General features: G+C 71.6%; 16 protein-coding genes. 10 read left to right on the top strand and 6 right to left on the bottom strand.

What is annotated here, in order from left to right; translation table 11 throughout:
* Window positions 1-13 precede the first annotated feature (13 nt).
* Window positions 14-406: a phage holin family protein gene (locus PLC66_RS00165; RefSeq protein WP_324536683.1), complete on the top strand. Its 393-nt coding sequence runs from the start codon at window positions 14-16 to the stop codon at window positions 404-406.
* The gene (locus PLC66_RS00160) at window positions 375-818 is read left to right on the top strand and encodes a YqjK-like family protein (RefSeq protein WP_324536681.1); all 444 of its coding nucleotides are present in this window, start codon (window positions 375-377) and stop codon (window positions 816-818) included. Before PLC66_RS00165 ends, PLC66_RS00160 begins: the two co-directional genes overlap by 32 nt.
* On the opposite strand, the gene PLC66_RS00155 is transcribed toward PLC66_RS00160, so the two are convergent.
* Window positions 751-1,998, bottom strand: a complete 1,248-nt coding sequence (locus tag PLC66_RS00155) for a uracil-xanthine permease family protein (RefSeq protein ID WP_324536679.1) — start codon at window positions 1,996-1,998, stop codon at window positions 751-753. The two genes, PLC66_RS00160 and PLC66_RS00155, sit on opposite strands and share 68 nt — an antisense overlap.
* Before the next feature lie 115 nt (window positions 1,999-2,113).
* Complete coding sequence (gene upp / locus PLC66_RS00150; RefSeq protein WP_324536677.1) at window positions 2,114-2,746, bottom strand: uracil phosphoribosyltransferase; 633 nt, start codon at window positions 2,744-2,746, stop codon at window positions 2,114-2,116.
* Between the two features lie 134 nt (window positions 2,747-2,880).
* Here upp and PLC66_RS00145 point away from each other — a divergent pair, with 134 nt between their 5' ends.
* From PLC66_RS00145 to PLC66_RS00135, 3 genes are all read left to right on the top strand, one after another.
* On the top strand, window positions 2,881-3,438 hold the full coding sequence (locus PLC66_RS00145) for a hypoxanthine-guanine phosphoribosyltransferase (protein ID WP_324536675.1): 558 nt from the start codon (window positions 2,881-2,883) through the stop codon (window positions 3,436-3,438).
* Between the two features lie 20 nt (window positions 3,439-3,458).
* Complete coding sequence (locus tag PLC66_RS00140) at window positions 3,459-3,806, top strand: DUF1840 domain-containing protein (RefSeq protein WP_324536673.1); 348 nt, start codon at window positions 3,459-3,461, stop codon at window positions 3,804-3,806.
* A 72-nt stretch (window positions 3,807-3,878) separates the two neighbouring features.
* Window positions 3,879-4,274 (top strand): putative zinc-binding protein, encoded by a 396-nt coding sequence (locus PLC66_RS00135; RefSeq protein ID WP_324536671.1) that lies wholly within the window; start codon window positions 3,879-3,881, stop codon window positions 4,272-4,274.
* Here PLC66_RS00135 and PLC66_RS00130 read toward each other — a convergent pair.
* The 4 genes from PLC66_RS00130 to PLC66_RS00115 form a co-directional block, all read right to left on the bottom strand.
* Window positions 4,263-4,850 carry an NADPH-dependent FMN reductase gene (locus PLC66_RS00130; RefSeq protein ID WP_324536669.1) on the bottom strand — a complete coding sequence of 196 codons (588 nt, stop codon included), beginning with the start codon at window positions 4,848-4,850 and terminating at the stop codon, window positions 4,263-4,265. The two genes, PLC66_RS00135 and PLC66_RS00130, sit on opposite strands and share 12 nt — an antisense overlap.
* 32 nt (window positions 4,851-4,882) lie before the next feature.
* Window positions 4,883-5,173 carry a hypothetical protein gene (locus tag PLC66_RS00125; protein WP_324536667.1) on the bottom strand — a complete coding sequence of 97 codons (291 nt, stop codon included), beginning with the start codon at window positions 5,171-5,173 and terminating at the stop codon, window positions 4,883-4,885.
* A 6-nt stretch (window positions 5,174-5,179) separates the two neighbouring features.
* On the bottom strand, window positions 5,180-5,455 hold the full coding sequence (locus PLC66_RS00120) for a hypothetical protein (RefSeq protein WP_324536665.1): 276 nt from the start codon (window positions 5,453-5,455) through the stop codon (window positions 5,180-5,182).
* A 203-nt stretch (window positions 5,456-5,658) separates the two neighbouring features.
* Entirely contained in the window at window positions 5,659-6,339 is a 681-nt protein-coding gene (locus PLC66_RS00115; protein WP_324536663.1) for a Crp/Fnr family transcriptional regulator, read from the bottom strand.
* A gap of 64 nt (window positions 6,340-6,403) precedes the next feature.
* Between PLC66_RS00115 and PLC66_RS00110 the strand changes: the two genes are divergently transcribed.
* The 5 genes from PLC66_RS00110 (at window position 6,404) to PLC66_RS00090 (ending at window position 17,688) form a co-directional block, all read left to right on the top strand.
* Window positions 6,404-8,392: a CHASE2 domain-containing protein gene (locus tag PLC66_RS00110; protein ID WP_324536660.1), complete on the top strand. Its 1,989-nt coding sequence runs from the start codon at window positions 6,404-6,406 to the stop codon at window positions 8,390-8,392.
* A gap of 98 nt (window positions 8,393-8,490) precedes the next feature.
* Window positions 8,491-11,925 carry a FecR domain-containing protein gene (locus tag PLC66_RS00105; RefSeq protein WP_324536658.1) on the top strand — a complete coding sequence of 1,145 codons (3,435 nt, stop codon included), beginning with the start codon at window positions 8,491-8,493 and terminating at the stop codon, window positions 11,923-11,925.
* Window positions 11,926-11,992: 67 nt separating this feature from the next.
* Window positions 11,993-12,451 carry a hypothetical protein gene (locus PLC66_RS00100; RefSeq protein ID WP_324536656.1) on the top strand — a complete coding sequence of 153 codons (459 nt, stop codon included), beginning with the start codon at window positions 11,993-11,995 and terminating at the stop codon, window positions 12,449-12,451.
* Between the two features lie 200 nt (window positions 12,452-12,651).
* On the top strand, window positions 12,652-15,906 hold the full coding sequence (locus PLC66_RS00095; RefSeq protein WP_324536654.1) for a trypsin-like peptidase domain-containing protein: 3,255 nt from the start codon (window positions 12,652-12,654) through the stop codon (window positions 15,904-15,906).
* A gap of 30 nt (window positions 15,907-15,936) precedes the next feature.
* Window positions 15,937-17,688: a hypothetical protein gene (locus PLC66_RS00090; protein WP_324536652.1), complete on the top strand. Its 1,752-nt coding sequence runs from the start codon at window positions 15,937-15,939 to the stop codon at window positions 17,686-17,688.
* Window positions 17,689-17,761: the final 73 nt, after the last annotated feature.

Below are 17,761 nucleotides of genomic sequence, written 5' to 3'. Positions count from 1 at the left end.
ACCCGCCGCGACGATGAGCGACGCGCGCAAGCCGCGCCTGGCCGAAACCCTGCGCGGCATCATCGATGCCGGGCTGCAGACCGTGCAGACCCGGCTCGAGCTGCTTGCCGTCGAGATCCAGGAAGAGAAGCTGCGCCTCACCGCGCTCACGCTCAACGTGGTGCTGTGTGGCTTGCTGCTCGGCTTCGGGCTGGTGTTCCTGCTCATCTTCCTGACCGTGCTGTTCTGGGAGGAGCACCGCCTGCTGGCGCTCGGCCTCGCGACACTGGCGTGCCTGGGCGGCGGCGTGTTCGCCGCCACCAATGCCGCCCGTGAGCTGCGCCGGGGCAGCCGCCTGTTTGCCGCCAGCCTGGCCGAACTGGCACGCGACCGTCATGCCGTGCAGCGCCGCGAGCGCGAGGACTGAGGCCGCCAGCGGCATGGACGAACGCCTGATCGACATCGCGCTGAAGAAGCAGCGCCTGCAGCTGCGCGCCGCCGCCCAGCGCGACAATCTCGCCTGGCGCCTCGATGGCATCGAGGGCGTGCTCGATCGCGTGGACGGCGTCCGCGATCACTTCGCGTGGGCCAGGGAGCAGGCGCCCTTGCTGTCGGTCGGCGCCCTCGTGCTGCTCTTTGCCCGCCCCCGCTTCACCGCCCGCGTGGCCAAGCGCGCCTGGCTCGGCTGGCTGCTGTACAAGCGCCTGCGCGGCACGCCGGCGGCCCTGCTGCCGGCGCTCGCCCCTGCCCTGCGGGTGGCGCTGCGCGCCCTCAGGCGCGCCCTTGGCGATTCGGCAGAACCAGATTCAGCACCACGGCGACGACGCCGCACAGGCTGACGCCCTGCAGCGTGAGACCGTCGAAGTTCAGCGCCAGCCCGCCGATCCCCATCACCAGCACCGCTGACACGATCACGAGGTTGCGCGGCTCGTCGAGATCGGTGCGTGCCTTGATCAGGGTATTGAGGCCCACGCTCGCCACCGAGCCGAACATCAGCATCATGATGCCGCCCATCACCGGCACCGGGATCGAGGCCAGCAGCGCATTGAACTTGCCGAAGAAGGCCAGGATGATCGCCAGCACCGCCGCCCAGGTCATGATCGCCGGGTTGAAGTTCTTCGTCAGCGTCACCGCGCCGGTGACTTCCGAGTAGGTGGTGATCGGCGGCCCGCCGATCAGCCCCGAGAACAGCACCCCCACCCCGTCGCCGGCCAGCGTGCGATGCAGGCCGGGCTTCTCGGTGTAGTCCTTGCCGGTCACGCCGCCGATCGCCAGCACATCGCCCACATGCTCGATCGCCGGCGCCAGCGCCACCGGCAGCATGAACAGGATCGCCGCGAGCTCGAAGCTGGGGGCGACGAACTGCGGCATGGCAAACCACGGCGCCGCCGCCACCGCGGCGAAATCGACCAGGCCGAACAGCACGGCCGCGACATAGCCCGCCCCCACCCCGGCCAGAATGGGCACCAGCTTCAGGAAGCCACGCGCGAAGATCGCCACCACCACGGTGACGCCGAAAGAGATCGCCGCCACCGTCATCGCCGTCGCATAGGGCACGAGCTCGATCTTGCCGTCGCCCGAGCGCCCCATCGCCATATTGACGCCCACCGCCGCCAGCGACAGGCCGATGATCATGATGATCGGCCCCACCACCACCGGTGGCATGTAGCGGTGCACGATCTCGGCACCGTGCTTCCACACCACGCCGGCGAACAGGAAATACATCAGCGACACGCAGGCGAGCGCCCCCATGGTCGCCGACAGGCCCCAGGTCTGCATGCTGAAGATGATCGGCGCGATGAAGGCAAAGCTCGAACCCAGGAAGATCGGCACCTGGCGGCCGGTGATGAGCTGGAACAGCAAGGTGCCGACGCCGGCCCCCAGCAGCGCGAGGGCGGGGTTCAGCCCGGTGAGCAGCGGTACCAGCACCAGCGCGCCGAAGGCGACGAACAGGATCTGGGCGCCGGAGACGGCCTGCCGCCACAGCGGCTCGGCCAACTGGATGGGGATTTCACGCATGGAGGTTCTCCGCCGGGCAGTCGCGGCGAGCCCGCCGCACAGCCGGCATGGTTGTCGTTATCGATGAAGCGCCGAGGAAGGGCGCCAGGGGCCTCGCCGCGGCGCCGCCACAGCGTCAGTTGTGCCGGGTGCCGAAGATCTTGTCGCCCGCATCGCCCAGGCCGGGGATGATGTAGCCGTGCTCGTTGAGGTGGCTGTCGATGCTGGCGGTGTAGATGTCGACATCCGGGTGTCTTGCGTTCATCAGGGCAATCCCCTCGGGCGCGGCCACCAGCACCAGGGCACGCACATGGGTGCAGCCCTTGCGCTTGAGCATGTCGACGGTGGCCACCATGGAGCCGCCGGTCGCCAGCATCGGATCGATGATCAGGGCCATGCGCTCGTCGAGCTGGCCGACGAACTTCTCGAAGTAGGGCGCCGGCTGCAGCGTCTCCTCGTCGCGCGCGATGCCGACCACGCTCACCTTGGCGCTCGGCATCATGTCGAGCACACCATCGAGCATGCCGAGGCCGGCGCGCAGGATGGGCACTACGGTGACCTTCTTGCCCTTGATGCGCTCGACCTCGACCGGCCCGGCCCAGCCCTCGATCTCGACCGTCTCGAGCGGGAAGTCCTGGCACGCCTCGTAGGCGAGCAGGCGGGCAATCTCGGCGGTCAGTTCGCGAAACTTCTTGGTGCTGATGTCGCCCTCGCGCATCAGGCCGATCTTGTGGCGCACGAGCGGGTGGCGGACTTCGTGGATGGGCATGGCGGCATTCCGGCAGGAGCGAAGACCCGCACCTTTTACCGCGGCGCAGCAGCCCGCACAAGCACCCATGCCGCTTCGGCGCTAAAATGCGGGGCCCATCCCCGACCCGGCCCCCGGCCTTCAGGACTTCGCCCATGCCCATCGACCTCGACGAACTCAAGCGCGCGCGCGAAGAAGCCGACTGCCTGGCCGACGACGCCACCGTCGAAACGGCACTCGACCGCATGGCCGGCGAGATCACCGCGCGCCTGGCCGATCGCAACCCGCTGGTCTATGCGGTCATGAACGGCGGCCTCATCTTCGCCGGCCGCATCCTGCCGCGCCTGCCCTTCCCGCTCGAGGTGGCCTACCTGCACGCCACCCGCTACGGCCATGCCGTGCAGGGCACCCTGCTCGACTGGCGCGTGCGCCCGACGCAGGACCTGCGCGGCCGCACCGTGCTGGTGCTGGACGACATACTCGACGAGGGCCACACCCTGCAGGCCATCATCGAGCACCTGCGCCAGGAAGGCGCGGCCGATGTCCTGTCGGCCGTCCTGGTGCACAAGGTGCACGAGCGCAAGGCCTATCCCGGCATGCGCGCCGACTTCTCCGGCCTCGACATCGCCGACCGCTTCCTGTTCGGCTGTGGCATGGACTACAAGGGCTACTGGCGCAACGCGCCCGGCATCTACGCGGTCAAAGGTCTCTAACCCGAAAAAGGATGGATTCCATGCTGGTCACCTTCAAGTCCAACGCCAGTGCCGACGTCATCATGTTCGGCGAAACCGCCAGGAAGCTGATCGCCATCCTCGGCAAGGACCCGGCCGACGGCAAGGGGATCGTCACCGTCGAGCAGATTCCCGAGGCCATCGCCCGCCTCAAGGCCGCCATCGAGGAAGACCGCCGGCGCCAGGCCGAGCTCGAACGCCAGCGCACCGAGGACGACGACGAGGCCGACAAGGAAGCCGGCCGCAGCGGCATGAACGCGCCCGTCGGACTCGCTCAGCGCGCCTGGCCGCTGCTCAACATGCTCGAGGCGTCGCTGCGCGAGGAAACGCCCGTCGTGTGGGGCGTGTAGCCGCCTGCTGGCCCACCCCGCCGCGGCGCGCGAACCCGAGCCTGGCGCCCACCACATCGAAGGAGTCACCCGATGGCCGGTCGCAACAAGCATCTACCCCTCGTCTATTCCTGCTCCGGCTGCTCCAGCGCCGCGCAGATGGCCAATCACGTCGCCTTGCGCCTGGACCGTGAGGGCGACGCCGAAATGTCCTGCATTGCCGGCGTCGGCGGCAACGTGCCCCATCTGGTGCGGATCGCCCAGTCCGGCCGTCCCATCCTGGCGATCGACGGCTGCGCGCTGCAGTGCACCCGCAGCAGCCTGGCGCAGCGCGGCGTGCAGCCGGATCAACACCTCCTGCTCAACGAGGAGGGGGTCAAGAAGCGCTACGCCAGCGATTTCGACGCCGACGAGGCCGAGCGCGTGCTGCAGCAGGCGCGCGACCTGCTGCGCACCCTGAAGCGCGAGGTAACGGGCTCAGGCACGTAGGCGGCGCGCAGTATCGACGAGCGCCGCGGCCAGCTTGTCGAGCATGGCCTGCTGCGCCGGGTCCCTGAGGTAGCCGTCCTCGCCCACCGCCTCGCCGGCCTTGGCCACCGCAACCTGCTGCGGGATCACCTGCATGCCGAGATAGCCGAGGATGTCGCGCACATGGAAGAGCGCGCGCATGCCGCCCAGCGCGCCCGGCGAACTCCCCACCACGGCAGCCGCCCGCCCCGCATACACCGCGCCGCCCGAGCGCGCCGGATCGGCCGGGTTGGGGCGCGAGCACCAGTCGAGGGTGTTCTTCATCAGCGGCGTGATGGAACCGTTGTATTCCGGATTCACCAGCAGCAGGCCGTCGCTCGCATGGAGCTTGTGCTGCAGGCGCACGATGCACTCGGGCAGGCCGTGCGCCGCCTCCAGGTCACCGTCGTAGAGCGGCGCCGGGTAGTCGGCGAGTTCGATCGGGTCGACCTCGGCCCCGGCCGCCTCCAGCGCCTGCGCGCAGGCGCGGGCGACGGGACGGGACAGCGCATTGGCACGGCGGCTGCCGGCCATCACGACGATGCGGGGGGTCTTCATGGGCATGCACTCCTCTGCACTTGGGGCGCCTATTAGACCTCAGCCGGCAGGAAAGTTGGGCTGCCGCATGGTGGCCCCGCCGGCATAGCGATGAGTACGGCGCACGTGCTGCACCGCCGGCCGGTGATCACGGCCTTGATATGGGTGAGCCGCGTGTGGCCGGCGGTGACCCGAAACACATCGATGATCAGGAAGGCACCCACGGTGTGCCGCTGCGCCACATGCTGCCGGCTGCGGCCGTCGGGCATCAGCGCCTTGAACCGTCCCCAGAACAGCACCAGCGGGCCCGAAATCCACCCCGGCGGGTTGACGGGCCGCTTCACGCCGAGCTAGGCGATGCGCCGCAGCGGGTCGTGCTTGCGCTCGACGGTGATCGTGCAGGGCTGGGTCGCGCCGGTGAAGATGCCATAGGCGTCGCACTTCACCATGCAGTCGATGTCGCTCCGCGTCGGCACGTGCTGCTCCGACTGCCCGCTGACGAAGTGCCAGAAGTTGGCCAGAATCCGAAGCCCGATCGGCACGCAGGCCGCCACGTCGTGCCCCACGACCGCGCAGCGGAAGTCGAGCAGGCCATGGCTGCCGTGGATCGCGAAACCGGCGACCACAGCAGGGTGATGATCAGCGCCGCGGCGCGCGAACGCGGGGATGGGGGACGTTCATGTCAGTCCACCGCAATCCGGATCAACAAAGGTTCCGATTAGGACGCCTCGCTACTTCGGCTGTTGATAATCATCCAAGGTCGAGCTGATTGGCAGCGCTCCGGCGCTGACCGGAGCGGCCGCGTTGTCTAAGATGAAGGCGGGCGAGGCTACCAGCGTGCCGGGAGCTTGCGGTGCAGCACGATGTGGTGGTGGTCCACCGACACGTAGCCGCCGATCACCAGATCGCGCAGGATCCGGTTCACCATTTCGCGCGAGGAACCGACGAGGTTGGCAATGTCCTGTTGCGTCAGTTGCCGCTCGATGACCCAATGCCCATCGCGCTCCACGGCGAGGGATTCGAACAGTCGGGCGACCCGCCCGAACACGTCGACCAGGGCGAGCGCGCGCACGCTGTCGGTCAGGCTGCGCACCCGCCGCACGAGGTTGCGCAACAGCGTCAGCATCAGTGTCGGGCTCTGCTCGACGACGGCAAGAAAGGCGGCGCGCGAGATCTGCAGCAGCTCGCAACGCTCCAGGGCCATCACCGAGGCCGAGCGCGGCGCGGCATCGAGCAGCGCGAGCTCGCCGAAGTACTCGCCCGGGCCGAGCAGGGACAGGGTGAGCTCGCGGCCGCTGTCGTCCACCACAAAGGCCTTGAGCGCGCCGCGCTGGACGACGAACAGGCCAAGGCCCTCGTCGCCCTCGCTGACGATGATGGCGCCGCGCGCGAACACCCGCAGGCGGGCGCTGCCGGCAATGGCCGCGAGCTGTTCCGGCTCGAGGCCGGCGAACAGATCCACCTGGTCCAGAGCGCCCATGTCGGCATCCTCGCGTGGGGATTGAGCCATGCCCTCCCCGGCGCCCTCATCCGCGCAGCATCGCCGGGGCTGGCTCGGACTCGCGGCGGCGGCCATGGCCCTCATCGCCGCACTGTGGCTGTCGCCGCTGGCCGAAGTCGAGAACGGGCCGGGGCTCGACCTGCTCTACGCCTTGCGCGGGGTGCGGCCGGCCTCTCCCGATGTCGTGATTGTAGCCCTCGACACCGCCTCGGCCCAGGCGCTCGGCCTTGCCGACCGCCCCGAGCGCTGGCCGCGCAGCCTGCACGCCCGCCTGATCACCGGACTGGTGGCGCACGGCGCCGCGGTGATCGGCTTCGACATCCTGTTCGCGGAGGCGCGCGAGCCGTGTGAAGACCTGGCCCTCCGTGATGCCCTGCGCGCCGCCGGCAACGTGGTGCTGGCCGAGACCATCCATCGCGAGACCATCCGCGATGCCGACGGCCGGACCCTTGCCACCGCCGACCGGCGCATCCTTCCATTGCCGCTGTTCGCCGACGCCGCGATGGCGACCGCCCCCTTCGTGCTGCCCAAGACGCCGCAGGGCATCCTTGAGTTCTGGACCGTCGTGCCCACCGCAGCGGACCGGCCCGCGCTGCCGACCGTGTTGGCGGCACGCATGCTCGAGCGCCGCCAGGCCGCGACCGGCACGGCCCTCAGCCCCCCCTTCGGCGCCCCGCCCGCCCCCCTGCTGACGCCGCCGCGTCGCATCCTCAACCTGCATGGCCCGCTCGGCACCATCCCCACCATCCCTTACGCGCAGGCCCTCGAGCTGCTCGCCGACCCCGCCGCCGGTGCTGCCGCCTTCGCCGGCAAGGCGGTCCTGGTGGGCTACTCCGAGCCGAACCAGTCGCGCCAGATCGACGCCCATCCGACGCCCTACAGCGGCGCCGACGGGGTCGACGTGAGCGGTGTCGAGCTGTGTGCGACGGCGGTCGCCAACCTGCTGCAGCAGGCCTCCCTGCGGCGTCCGCCGGCGGCGGCGACGCTTGCGCTGGTGAGCCTGCACGCCGCCATGCTGGCCCTGCCGTGGGCCTGGCTGCGGGCGCGCACGGCGCTGGCGATCACACTGGGCCTGGCCCTGGGATGGGTGTGGATCGCCCACCTGGCCTTCGCCGCCTTCCTGTGGCTGCCGCTGGTGGTGCCGGTGCTGGTCTCGCCGCTGGTGGCCATCGTGCTGGGGATGGTGGCGCAACGCCGCCGCGACCGGCGCCACCAGGCCCTGCTCGAGCAGGCGGCCGAACTGGGCCTGCCGCGCCGCGCGATGGAGCGGCTGGCGGCCGTGCTCGGCGACGTGCGCAGCGGCAGGACGGTGTTCGCGGTGTGCCTCTGTACCGACATCGTGGGCTACACCCCCTTGTCCGAGGCCCTCAGCCCGGAGGCTGCGCGCGACGCGCTCAACCGTTATTTCGCGCGCTTCGTGCCCATCGTCGAGCGCCACGGCGGCTATGTGGCGGACATGGTCGGCGACGCCGCGCTGGCGCTGTGGGTCGCCGATGACGAGCCACAGTCCGCGGTGGACCAGGCCTGCCGCGCTGCCCTCGCGCTCGACCAGGCGATGAACGCCGCCGGCGCTGCAGCCGCCGAGGGCGCACTCCCCACCCGCCTCGGCCTGCACTGCGGCCCGGTGTTCTTCGGCGAGGTCGGTGCCGACGGCCGGCGCGAGATCCGCGCCGTCGGCGACATCGTCAACACCACCAGCCGCATCCAGGGCGCCAACAAGTACCTGCACACCCGCGTGCTCGCCTCGGCCGAGGTCGGCGCCCGGCTCGATGCCGGTCTCACCCGCCGGCTCGGGCGCTTCCTGCTCGTCGGCAAGGCGCACACGCTCGAGCTCATGCAGGTGTCGCACGAAACCGTGCCGCGGGCGGCCGCCGAGCGTTTCGCGCTCGGGCTGGCCGCCTTCGAGCAGGCCGACTTCGCCGCCGCCGGTGCGCACTTCGCCGCCGCCCGCGAGGCCGGCGACACGGGCCCGGCCGCCTTCTATGCCGAGCACTGCCGCCAGCTTGCCGCCGATGCGCCGGGCGCATGCTGGCGCGGCGCGGCCATCCTGCCGGGCAAGTAGACCGCGCTGCCAGCGCACACCGCCGACATGGCGATCCTCATTCCGCGTGACTAAGATGAGTTCAGCCCTTCAACCCGCGGACGGAGCGCCAGCCGACGATGAGCAGCACGTCTTCATGCCGTTGCGGTTTTTCCCGGAGCCGGCTCATCGGTGCGCTGAGCAGCGCGGCCGTGTGCGCGCTGCTGTCCCTGTGCCCGCCGGCGCTCGCCTGCGAGCCCCCCGCCGGCCGCCTGCTGTCGGCGCAGGGGGTGGTCGAGCGGCGCGCGGCCGGCAACGACGGCTGGACGCGCATCGCGCCGCCGCAGCCGCTGTGCGAGGGGGACCAGATCACCGTGCGCGCACCGGGGCGGGCCGCGATCGCGCTCGGCGATGACGTCCTCGTGCGCCTGGACGAGAACACCACCCTGCAGCTCGCGCGCGTCGCCCCCGAAGCCGACGTCGCGCTCGGACTCGGCCGCGGCATTGCGCATGTCCTCACCCGCCTGCGTCAGCGCTTCGAGGTGGTCACGCCCTTCGTCAACGCGCTCGTCGAGGGCACGGAATTTACCGTCGGCAGCACCGCTGCAGGCGCCCAGGTGGTGGTGGCCGAAGGCGCGCTGCGGGTGCACAACGCGCTCGGTGTACGGCACCTGTCCAGTGGCGAAGCTGCCCAGGCAGAGGCCGGGACGGCCCCGCGGGCGATCGACGTGCGCCCGCTCGATGCGGTGCGCTGGGCGATCCACTACCCGCAGGTCGTGTGGCTCGACGCCGCCGCGCGCGCCGCCCTCGAGCCGGCCGCGGGCGAGGCGGTCGCCGCCGCGCAGCAGGCGATGGCAGCCGGGCGCGCGAGCGAGGCGCTCGCCCTGCTCGAAGCCCTGCCCGCGGCCGCGCCGGTCGCCGCCGTCGAGGCGCTGCGCATCAGCCTGCTGCTGGCATTGGGGCGGGTCGACCGCGCCCAGGCGTTGCTCGATGCGCGCGCGCCCACCGGCGACGTGACCACGGGCGCACTCGCGGCAGTGATCCACGTCGCCCGCAACGACCCCGGCAGCGCCCTCGTCGCGGCCCGCCAGGCGGTGGCGCAGCCCGGCGCGAGCGCCGCCGCCCACCTTGCGCTGAGTCACGCCCTGCAGGCAGGCCGCGCGCTGCCACAGGCGCTGGCGGCCGCGCGCGAGGCGGTGCGCATCGCCCCCGAGCATCCCTTCGCCTGGGCCCGCCAGGCCGAACTCGAACTGTCGCTGGCACAGGTCGCCGCCGGCCGCGCATCGGCGCAGCAGGCCCTGGCGCGCGCGCCCACGCTGCCGCGGGCGCGCGCCCTGCTCGGCTTTGCCACCCTGCTGGAGGGCGACACCCGTGTCGCACTGGCGCACTTCGGCGCCGCCGTCGCCGACGACTCGACCGACCCGCTGCCCCGCCTCGGCAGCGGTCTCGCCCATGTGCGCAACGGCGAGCTGGCGCGCGGCCGGCGCGACATCGAGCTCGCCGTGATGCTGGACCCCGGCAATGCCGAGCTACGCAGCTACCTCGGCCGCATTTATGTCGAGGAGGATCGCTCGGCGCTCGGTGGCGCGCAGTTCGCGCTCGCACGCCGGCTCGACCCGGCCTCGCCGACGCCCTGGTACTTCGACGCCTTCCGCAAGCTGCGCGACAACGATCCGCTCGGGGCCATCGCCGACGCCGGCGAGGCGATCGCACGCAACGACAATCGCGCCGTGCTGCGCTCGTCGCAGCTGCTCGACAGCGACCGCGCCGCACGCAGCGCCACGCTGGCCGCGGCCTACGGCGAGGTCGGTTTCGAACAGCCGATGCTGGCGGCGGCGATGCGCACACTGGACGACGATGCGCTCGCAGCCGCCGGCCATCGCCTGCTCGCCCATGCCTATGCCGACACGCCGCGCTTCGAAAGCGCCCGGCTCAGCGCGCTGCTGCAGGCGCAGGTGCGCCAGCCGATCGGCCAGGCCCCGATTCCGCCCCAGTTCCTCAGCCGCGATCTGCCGATCGTGGCCGGGCCGCGCGCACTCGCACCCGACGAGGCGGCGGCGCTGTTCGAGCGCCGGCCCTCGCACCTGGCCGCCACCCTGCTCGGCGGCAGCCACCACACCCTGGGCGACAGCCTCGTCGGCGCCCACTCGGGCGCGCGGGCGCAGGTCTCCTTCGGGCACTTCGATTACCGCCACGACGGCCTCGGCGACCGTGACGACACCGACCTGTCGGGCAGCCGGCTCGGCGCCCAGTTTGCCGCCAGCGCCGAGACCATGCTCTACGCCGAGCTCGGCCATGACGAGCGCCGCGGCGGCGACGTCGTCCCGCGCCTTCTCGAAGGCGCCGCGCTGGCCTGGGACCAGCGCGTGAGCCATGAGGTGCGCACCGACCGTGGCCGCCTGACGGTTCGCCACACGCCCGACGTGAATCGCGAGTACCTGCTCAGCGCCGGCTGGCAACACGCGCGCGAAGCCACGCTGGACCGGCTCACACGCTCGCTGTTCGGCTTCGACGTCGAAGCCGAGCTCGACGTCCGCACCCGGCTGCAGGCGCGCGAGCTGGGTCTCCTGCACGGTGCCCGGGGTCCGCAGCACAGCCTGGCGATGGGGCTGGGGAGCTACCGCGAGAGCCGACGGCAGACGCTCGAGGACCGCTTCAACGTCGTCGGCTTTCCGTCGCCAGCACCCGCCCCCGAGCGCACGCGCGAAGCGCTGGAACATCACAATGCCTTCGCCTACCTCGACCTGCGCCCCGCGCCCTGGGCCACCGTGCACCTCGGCGGCGCCTATGCCGCCCTGTCGGGCAGCCCGGCGGTCGCGCACCAGGGCTTCAGCGCCAAGTTCGGCGCCAGCTTCCAGCCCGCGCCCGGCACCACGCTGCGGCTGGCCACGCTGCAGGGGCTGAAGGGCCCGAAGTACCAGGACCAGACGCTCGAGCCCACCCAGTTCGCTGGCTTCAACCAGCTCTTCGACGACCTCGACGGCACGCGCTGGCGGCGCACGGCGGCCGGCCTCGATCATCGCTTCGCCAGCGGCCTCATGGCCGGGCTGGAGTGGTCGGCGCGCACGCTGTCGGTGCCCGGGCTCGGCTGCAGCGACACGGACTGCCGCGCACGCTGGCGGGAGCGCCTGCATCGCGCCTATGTCGCGCTGCCACTCGGCCAGCGCGCCGCGCTGTCGGCAGCGTGGCGCTACGAGCGGGTGCATCTGGAGGGCGACGCCGCCGCGCTCGTGAGCCTGCCGCACGACACCCGTAGCGACGCGCTGCCGCTGGCGCTGTGGCTCAGGCTCGATCAGCGCTGGAGCACCGCCTTCGAGGCGCTGCGGGTGCGCCAGCACAGCGCCGTCACCGACAGCCTGCAGGGCGGCTCGGTGCAGCGCAGCGAGCGCTTCTGGCTGGCCAATGCCCGCCTCTCCTACGCCGGCCCGGGGCGCCGCAGCGCGCTGTCGGTGTCGGTGCACAACCTGTTCGATCGCCGCTTCGCGCTGCAGGACACCGACCTCAACGGCAATCCGCGGGTGCCGCTGTACTTCCCGCGCCGCACCGCCCTGCTGCAGCTGCAGCTGCGCTTCTAGCCGCCGCCGGCGACGCCGCCTCCAGCGGCGTGCCGGGCGGCGACATCACGCCCCAAGGAGACGTCTCATGCCCACCCCACAGACCCCACAACCCGTCCGCGCATCGTTCGTCCGCACGGCCTGCGCCGCGCTCGCGCTCACCGCGCTGGCCGGCTGCGTGCCCCGCGCCGCCTGGGAGCCGCCCGTTGCCGGCAGCGCGCCGGTCGCCGGCAACGTCCTGTCCGGGGGCGGGGCAATCGGCGGCGTGCTGGTCGGCGCCAGCGGCGAGCTCGTCGTGGTCGATGCCGCCGGCCGGCCGGCGATGCCCTGCCGCCTGCCCGACCCCGAGCGCACGCAAGCCGGCACGGCGACGCAGGTGCCCGAATGCGCCAAGCTGGTCGGCACCACCGTCACCCGCCTGCAGTCGGTCGGCGTCCTCGGCCACACCGGCTCGCACTGTGTGCTGATCGGCCCCTTCCAGACGGTGTCCGCCGGCGGCGTGGTCACCACCACCTACTACCAGCTGCCGCCGGGCTGCCGCCACTGAGTGGCGCGCCCCGCTCCGGCCCTCGCCGGCGCGGGGCGGCGACGCGCGCCGGCCCGCGCGCGGATAGTCCCCGCCTGCCCGAGCCTCAAGGTAAATAAGTCACATCCGGCCCGGCACTGACGCACTGCAGCGTCGGTGGCCGCCGCCCTAGCATGGCCTCACTGCGAAGTCCCCCTCGCAGTGCATAGCAGGAGGCCATCATGTCCCACGCCACCGGCACCCTTCAGATCATCGCGCCCATCACCATCGGGCCCGATGGCGGCGCCCCAGCCGACGCCCCCGACACCTGGTCGCACGCCTTTGCCCACACCCCGGCGCCCGGCGGCACCAAGTTCGTCATCCTTCATTTCCAGAACGTCAGCCTGCCGGCAGGCAATCGGCTGGAAGTCGATCTGGGCTACGACACCGACCTGTTCACCGCCGCCGACGGCGGCCAGTTCTGGACGCGGCCGATCAACCTCCACGCCCTCGCCGGCGGCCTGGTGCCGATCCGCTACGTCGCCAGCGGCGCGGCCAGCGGCAGCGTGCAGATCGACCGCTACGGCCGCGGCGAGCGCCATGCCGGCATCCAGGATCCGGGCGCGCTGTCCAACTGCGACCCCTTCCTCGGCGACGCCGTCTACGTCGAGCCGATCTACGACCCCTTCTGGTACTGCAGCGAGCCCCCCAACTGGGAGAACGTGGCCTGCGTGCCGACCGACGTCCGCACGCAGGTCGCGCGCAGCGTGGGCATGATCGTGTCGATCCACGGCGACCACGTGTCCACCTGCTCGGTGACCCTGGTGGACGCCGACAAGGTCATCACCGCCGGCCACTGCATCACCACCGCCGAGGCCGAGACCGCGTCCGTGGTGTTCGACTATCAGACCGACTGCGCGGGGAACCGCCCGCCGGCCTACGACGCCCGCTTCCACAAGGTCAGCGCGGTGCTGCAGCGACGCTGGGACGGCACCCACGACTACGCCCTGCTGCAGCTGGCGACCGCGCCGGCCGGCATCCCCGCGCTGCAGATGCGCCACGACGTACCGGCCGCCGGCGAACAGGTGTTCGGCATCCATCACCCCAACGGCGCGGTGAAGAAGCTGTCCATCCCGCATCCCGGCTTCGCCGCGGTCAGCGCCAGCAATGCGCTGGCGATCGCGGTGCCGGCCGACTTCGACGTCTCCGGCGGCAGTTCGGGCTCCGGCCTGTTCGACCTCGCCGGGCGCATCGTCGGCATCCTGTCGCATGGCAACCCCTGCGCCGGCGGCGCGCTGCTCTACTACCCGACCGCAGCCTTCTTCGTCGACACCGTGCCGGCACCGCCGCCGCCGGTGACGCGTGACGTGATGGTGGTGTTCGACCGCTCCGGCAGCATGATCGAGGACGATGGCAGTGGTCGCAGCAAGATCGAGGCCGCACGCGACGCCGTGTCGCTGTTCGTGCAGCTGGTGCAGGCCGGAACCGGCAATCGCGTCGGCCTGGTGTCCTTCGCCACGACGGCCACCAGCCCGGTCGATTTCCCCATCGCCGCCGTGAGCAATGCGAGCAAGAACAGCCTCATCGGCGGCCCGCCCTTCGCCGGCGGCGTCGTCGGCGGCCTGCTGCCGGGCGGCGCGACCAGCATCGGCGAGGGCCTGGACGCGGCACGCCTGCAGTTCCCGGCGCCGGGCGCCAACCCGCGCGCAATCCTGTTGCTCACCGACGGCATGCAGAACCGGCCACGCTTCATCGACGAGGTCGAGGGCGAGCTGGGCGCGATCGCGGTGCATGCGATCGGCTTCGGCACCGAGGCCAACCTCGACGGCGAACTGCTGACCGCACTCGCGGCCGGGCATGAGGGGCTGTACATGCGGGCCGGCAACGGCCTCGCGCTGGAGAAGTTCTTCACCCAGGCCTTCGGCAGCATCTTCGAGGCCGGCGTGCTGTTCGACCCCGAGTTCGCGCTGGCCGCGAACGCCGACGGCGAGGCGATCGGCTTCCCGGTGTGCGCCGAGGACGTCATCACCGCGGTGATCGGCTGGGACCGGCCCGACGCCAGCCTGCGCATCGAGCTCACCACGCCCGGCGGCGCGGTGGTGTCGCCCGCGGCGGCCGGCGTGCTCACCGCCACCGGGCGCACCTGGAGCTTCCTGCGCGTGCCGCTGCCGCACGGCGGCGAGCGCAGCGGTGCGTGGCAGGTGCGCGTGCGCCGTCCGCCCGGCAGCGGCGAATTCCCCCCGCCGGGACCCGCGCTGCGCTACTTCGTCAATGTGATTCCCGGCGGCGGCCCGCACCTGCTGCCGGTAGCCGGTACGGGCCGCCGTCGCTACTACACCGGCGACACGATCAACCCCTTGCTGATGCTGCGCTACGACGACGGCAGCTGGCCCGAGCACGCCGCCATGACGCTGACGCTGTCGCGGCCGACACGCGGCATCGGCAACCTGCTCACCACCACCGGCCTGCAGCCGCCGGTGGCACAGGCCGGCGACACGCTCGACGCGGTGCACGCCAGCCTGCGCGCTTACGAGGCCACGCATGGCGAGCCGGCGGTGAGCTACGCGGAGCAGGTGTTCGCGCTGACCGACAGACCGGCCGACACCGGCGGCCTGTTCGAGGCCGGCGGCATCTACGGCCGCGCCCTGGCCGAGCAGCTGACCATGGAGGGTCACTACACGGCGCACGTCAAGGCCGGCTTCGAGGCGCCGTGCGCGAGCGCGCGCGAGCTGAGCTGGAGCTTCGTGGTGGCGGTCGGCATCGACGCCGGGCGCACCGAGCTCAGCAGCACGCCGCTGGGCCCGGGGCCCGACGGCAGCGAATGCCTGCTGCTGACGATCACGCCGCGCGACCGCTACGGCAACCACCTCGGCCCCGGCCGCGCCCAAGCCTTCGCCATCCAGGCGCAGCCCGGCACGAGTCTCGCCGGCGCACTGAGCGACCTTGGCAATGGGGCCTACCGCATCAAGCTGTGCTGGGATCCGGCCGCGGGCGAGCCGCCCGCCGTCGGTCTCGTCCAGCCCGAGCGCCCCGTCGTCGTGGTGACGCCGCCCGACCTGCGACGCTACGTGTACAGCGTCAAGTTCCTGTGCGGCGAGCAGACCGAGGCCTGCGCCCCCTGCGCCCCGGCGCGCCCCGGCCGCTACGCCACCGAGATCACCGTGCACAACCTGCGCGACCGCCCGGTGAACATCGTCCGGCGCGTGATCCCGCTGGTCCTCGCCGGCGCCGTGCGTGCCCGCAACCCGCAACTGGCCGCCGCGGCCAGCACCGACAAGCTCACGCTGCTCCCACACACCGCGACCATGGAGGACTGCTGCCGGATTCTCGAGTCCAGCCTCGGCGCAAGGCCGGCCGGCACCGTCCCGCTGAGCACCGGCGTGCTGGAGATCACGAGCATGGTGGAGCTGGGCATCACCGCCACCTACACGGTGACCGACCCCGCCAGTGGCGCCACATCGATCGACGTGGTGCATGTGACGGCGACGCCGTCCTGACCCCTACAACCACACATGAGGACCGAAACCATGAAAACCCACGATCTGGATGCGCTCAAGCGCGTCGCCCTCAAGACCCTCGCGGCCAAGGCCGAGATCAGGGAACCGGTGCTGCGCGACGTCGCCGAGGACGTCCTCGCCACCACCGGCAAGCCCGTCTTCCGCTTCACCGCGACCGCCGCCGACAAACCCAATGACCCCGGCGTCAGCGTGCTGCTGGACGACGCCGGCACGGTGGTCGACACCAGCGGCCTGCGCGCCGCCGACGGCCGTGCGCTGTTCAGCCCCAAGCTCCCCGACTTTCCGTTCGAGGCGCTGGAGCCGCGCCGGATCAAGCTCGACCCGTCGCGCAACGACCTGCGCCTGGGCGAATGCGATCGCCTCGCCGAGACCATCACGGTCACCATCCCCAGGAGCAGCGCGGTGTCGAAGGCCGACATCTTCTTCCTCGCCGACACCACGGGCAGCATGGGCAGCATCCTCGCCGCGGTGAAGGGCGGCGCCGCGAACATCCTCAACGCGCTCGGTGCGCTCGGCCTCGATCTGGCCTACGGCGTGGGCAACTACAAGGACTTCCCGTCCGACCCCTATGCCTTCGCGGCGCAGCAGGCGGTCACCAACGTCCAGGCCGCCGTGCTGGCGGCCATCAACGCGTGGACCGCGAGCGGCGGCGGCGATGCGCCGGAGGGCCAGTTCTTCGCCCTCGACCAGCTCGCCGTCCCGCCCGGCGGCGGTTCGATCGGCTGGCGTGCCGGCGCCAAGCGCATCATCGTCTGGTTCGGTGACGCGCCCGCGCACGACCCGGTGTGCCAGGCCCTCTCCGGCCTGCCCTACGCCATCAGCGAGGCCAGCGTCACCAACAAGCTGGTCGGCGAGGACATCGCGGTGATCGCCATCAGCACCGACACCGGCACCGCCGGCGCGCTCGATGCCGACCCGGTGCCGCTGTCGACCGACTACGCGGCGGCCTGCGGGGCTGCCGGTGGCGCGGCCGGACAGGCCACCCGCATCGCCAACGCCACCAGCGGCAAGCACGTCAGCGGCATCGACGCGCTGTCCATCGTCAACACCATCATCGACCTGGTGAAGGCGGTGGTCGGCTCCATCGACAAGGTCAGCCTGGTGCCCGACGCCGCGATCGCGCCGTTTGTCGAGTCGATCACGCCGGCCGCCGGCTACGGCCCGCTCGCCGGCGACGAGGACCACGTGCTCAAGTTCGAGCTCGTCTTCAGCGCCGGCGGCGTGCGCTGCAGCACCGAGGACAAGGTCTTCAGCGGCTTCCTCAACGTCGTCGCCGACGACACCGTGGTCGCCAGGAAGCCCACGCGCATCACCATCCCGGCCTGCCGCTTCAGCTACAGCGTGAAGTTCGTCTGCGGCGTGCAGCAGGACTGCGAATGCGCCTGCGCCCCGGTGCGCCCCGGCGTCTATGCCACCGAGATCAACATCCACAACCACAAGTGCCGTGACGCCGAGGTCGAGAAGTGGCTGATGCCGATGGTGCTCGCCGGCGCCGCGCTCGGCCGCGAGCCGCACGTGGTCAAGCGCCGCCTCGGCGACCGCATCAGGCTGCCCGCCGATTCGGCGACCATGGACGACTGCTGCCGCATCACCGAGATGCTGCTCGGCGCCCCGTCGAGCGCACCGATGCCGCTGACGATCGGCTTCATGGAAATCGTCAGCAACGTCGAGCTCAACGTCACCGCGGTCTACACCGCCACCGACCTGAAGTCGAACGGCCTCAGCATCGACGTGCACAGCGTCACGCCACGGCTCAAGTAAGCCCCTCGACGAGGGCCTGCGCGCCCGGCCCCAGGCCGGGCGCGCTTTCGATGCGGCGCGCCCTGCGCCCTCC

Source organism: Thauera sp. (assembly GCF_035444905.1).
In the GTDB taxonomy this organism is placed as follows: Bacteria; Pseudomonadota; Gammaproteobacteria; order Burkholderiales; family Rhodocyclaceae; genus Thauera.
The sequence above is the reverse complement of the archived record's forward strand: the minus strand, read 5'-3'. Positions and strand labels throughout refer to the sequence as shown.

Excerpts from the sequence above, each read along its gene's own strand:
- PLC66_RS00165 (WP_324536683.1), top strand. The coding sequence starts at position 14 with ATGAGCGACGCGCGCAAGCCGCGCCTGGCCGAAACCCTGCGCGGCATC.
- PLC66_RS00160 (WP_324536681.1), top strand. The coding sequence starts at position 375 with ATGCCGTGCAGCGCCGCGAGCGCGAGGACTGAGGCCGCCAGCGGCATG.
- PLC66_RS00155 (WP_324536679.1), bottom strand. The coding sequence starts at position 1,998 with ATGCGTGAAATCCCCATCCAGTTGGCCGAGCCGCTGTGGCGGCAGGCC.
- upp (WP_324536677.1), bottom strand. The coding sequence starts at position 2,746 with ATGCCCATCCACGAAGTCCGCCACCCGCTCGTGCGCCACAAGATCGGC.
- PLC66_RS00145 (WP_324536675.1), top strand. The coding sequence starts at position 2,881 with ATGCCCATCGACCTCGACGAACTCAAGCGCGCGCGCGAAGAAGCCGAC.
- PLC66_RS00140 (WP_324536673.1), top strand. The coding sequence starts at position 3,459 with ATGCTGGTCACCTTCAAGTCCAACGCCAGTGCCGACGTCATCATGTTC.
- PLC66_RS00135 (WP_324536671.1), top strand. The coding sequence starts at position 3,879 with ATGGCCGGTCGCAACAAGCATCTACCCCTCGTCTATTCCTGCTCCGGC.
- PLC66_RS00130 (WP_324536669.1), bottom strand. The coding sequence starts at position 4,850 with ATGAAGACCCCCCGCATCGTCGTGATGGCCGGCAGCCGCCGTGCCAAT.
- PLC66_RS00115 (WP_324536663.1), bottom strand. The coding sequence starts at position 6,339 with ATGGCTCAATCCCCACGCGAGGATGCCGACATGGGCGCTCTGGACCAG.
- PLC66_RS00110 (WP_324536660.1), top strand. The coding sequence starts at position 6,404 with ATGGCCCTCATCGCCGCACTGTGGCTGTCGCCGCTGGCCGAAGTCGAG.
- PLC66_RS00105 (WP_324536658.1), top strand. The coding sequence starts at position 8,491 with ATGAGCAGCACGTCTTCATGCCGTTGCGGTTTTTCCCGGAGCCGGCTC.
- PLC66_RS00100 (WP_324536656.1), top strand. The coding sequence starts at position 11,993 with ATGCCCACCCCACAGACCCCACAACCCGTCCGCGCATCGTTCGTCCGC.
- PLC66_RS00095 (WP_324536654.1), top strand. The coding sequence starts at position 12,652 with ATGTCCCACGCCACCGGCACCCTTCAGATCATCGCGCCCATCACCATC.
- PLC66_RS00090 (WP_324536652.1), top strand. The coding sequence starts at position 15,937 with ATGAAAACCCACGATCTGGATGCGCTCAAGCGCGTCGCCCTCAAGACC.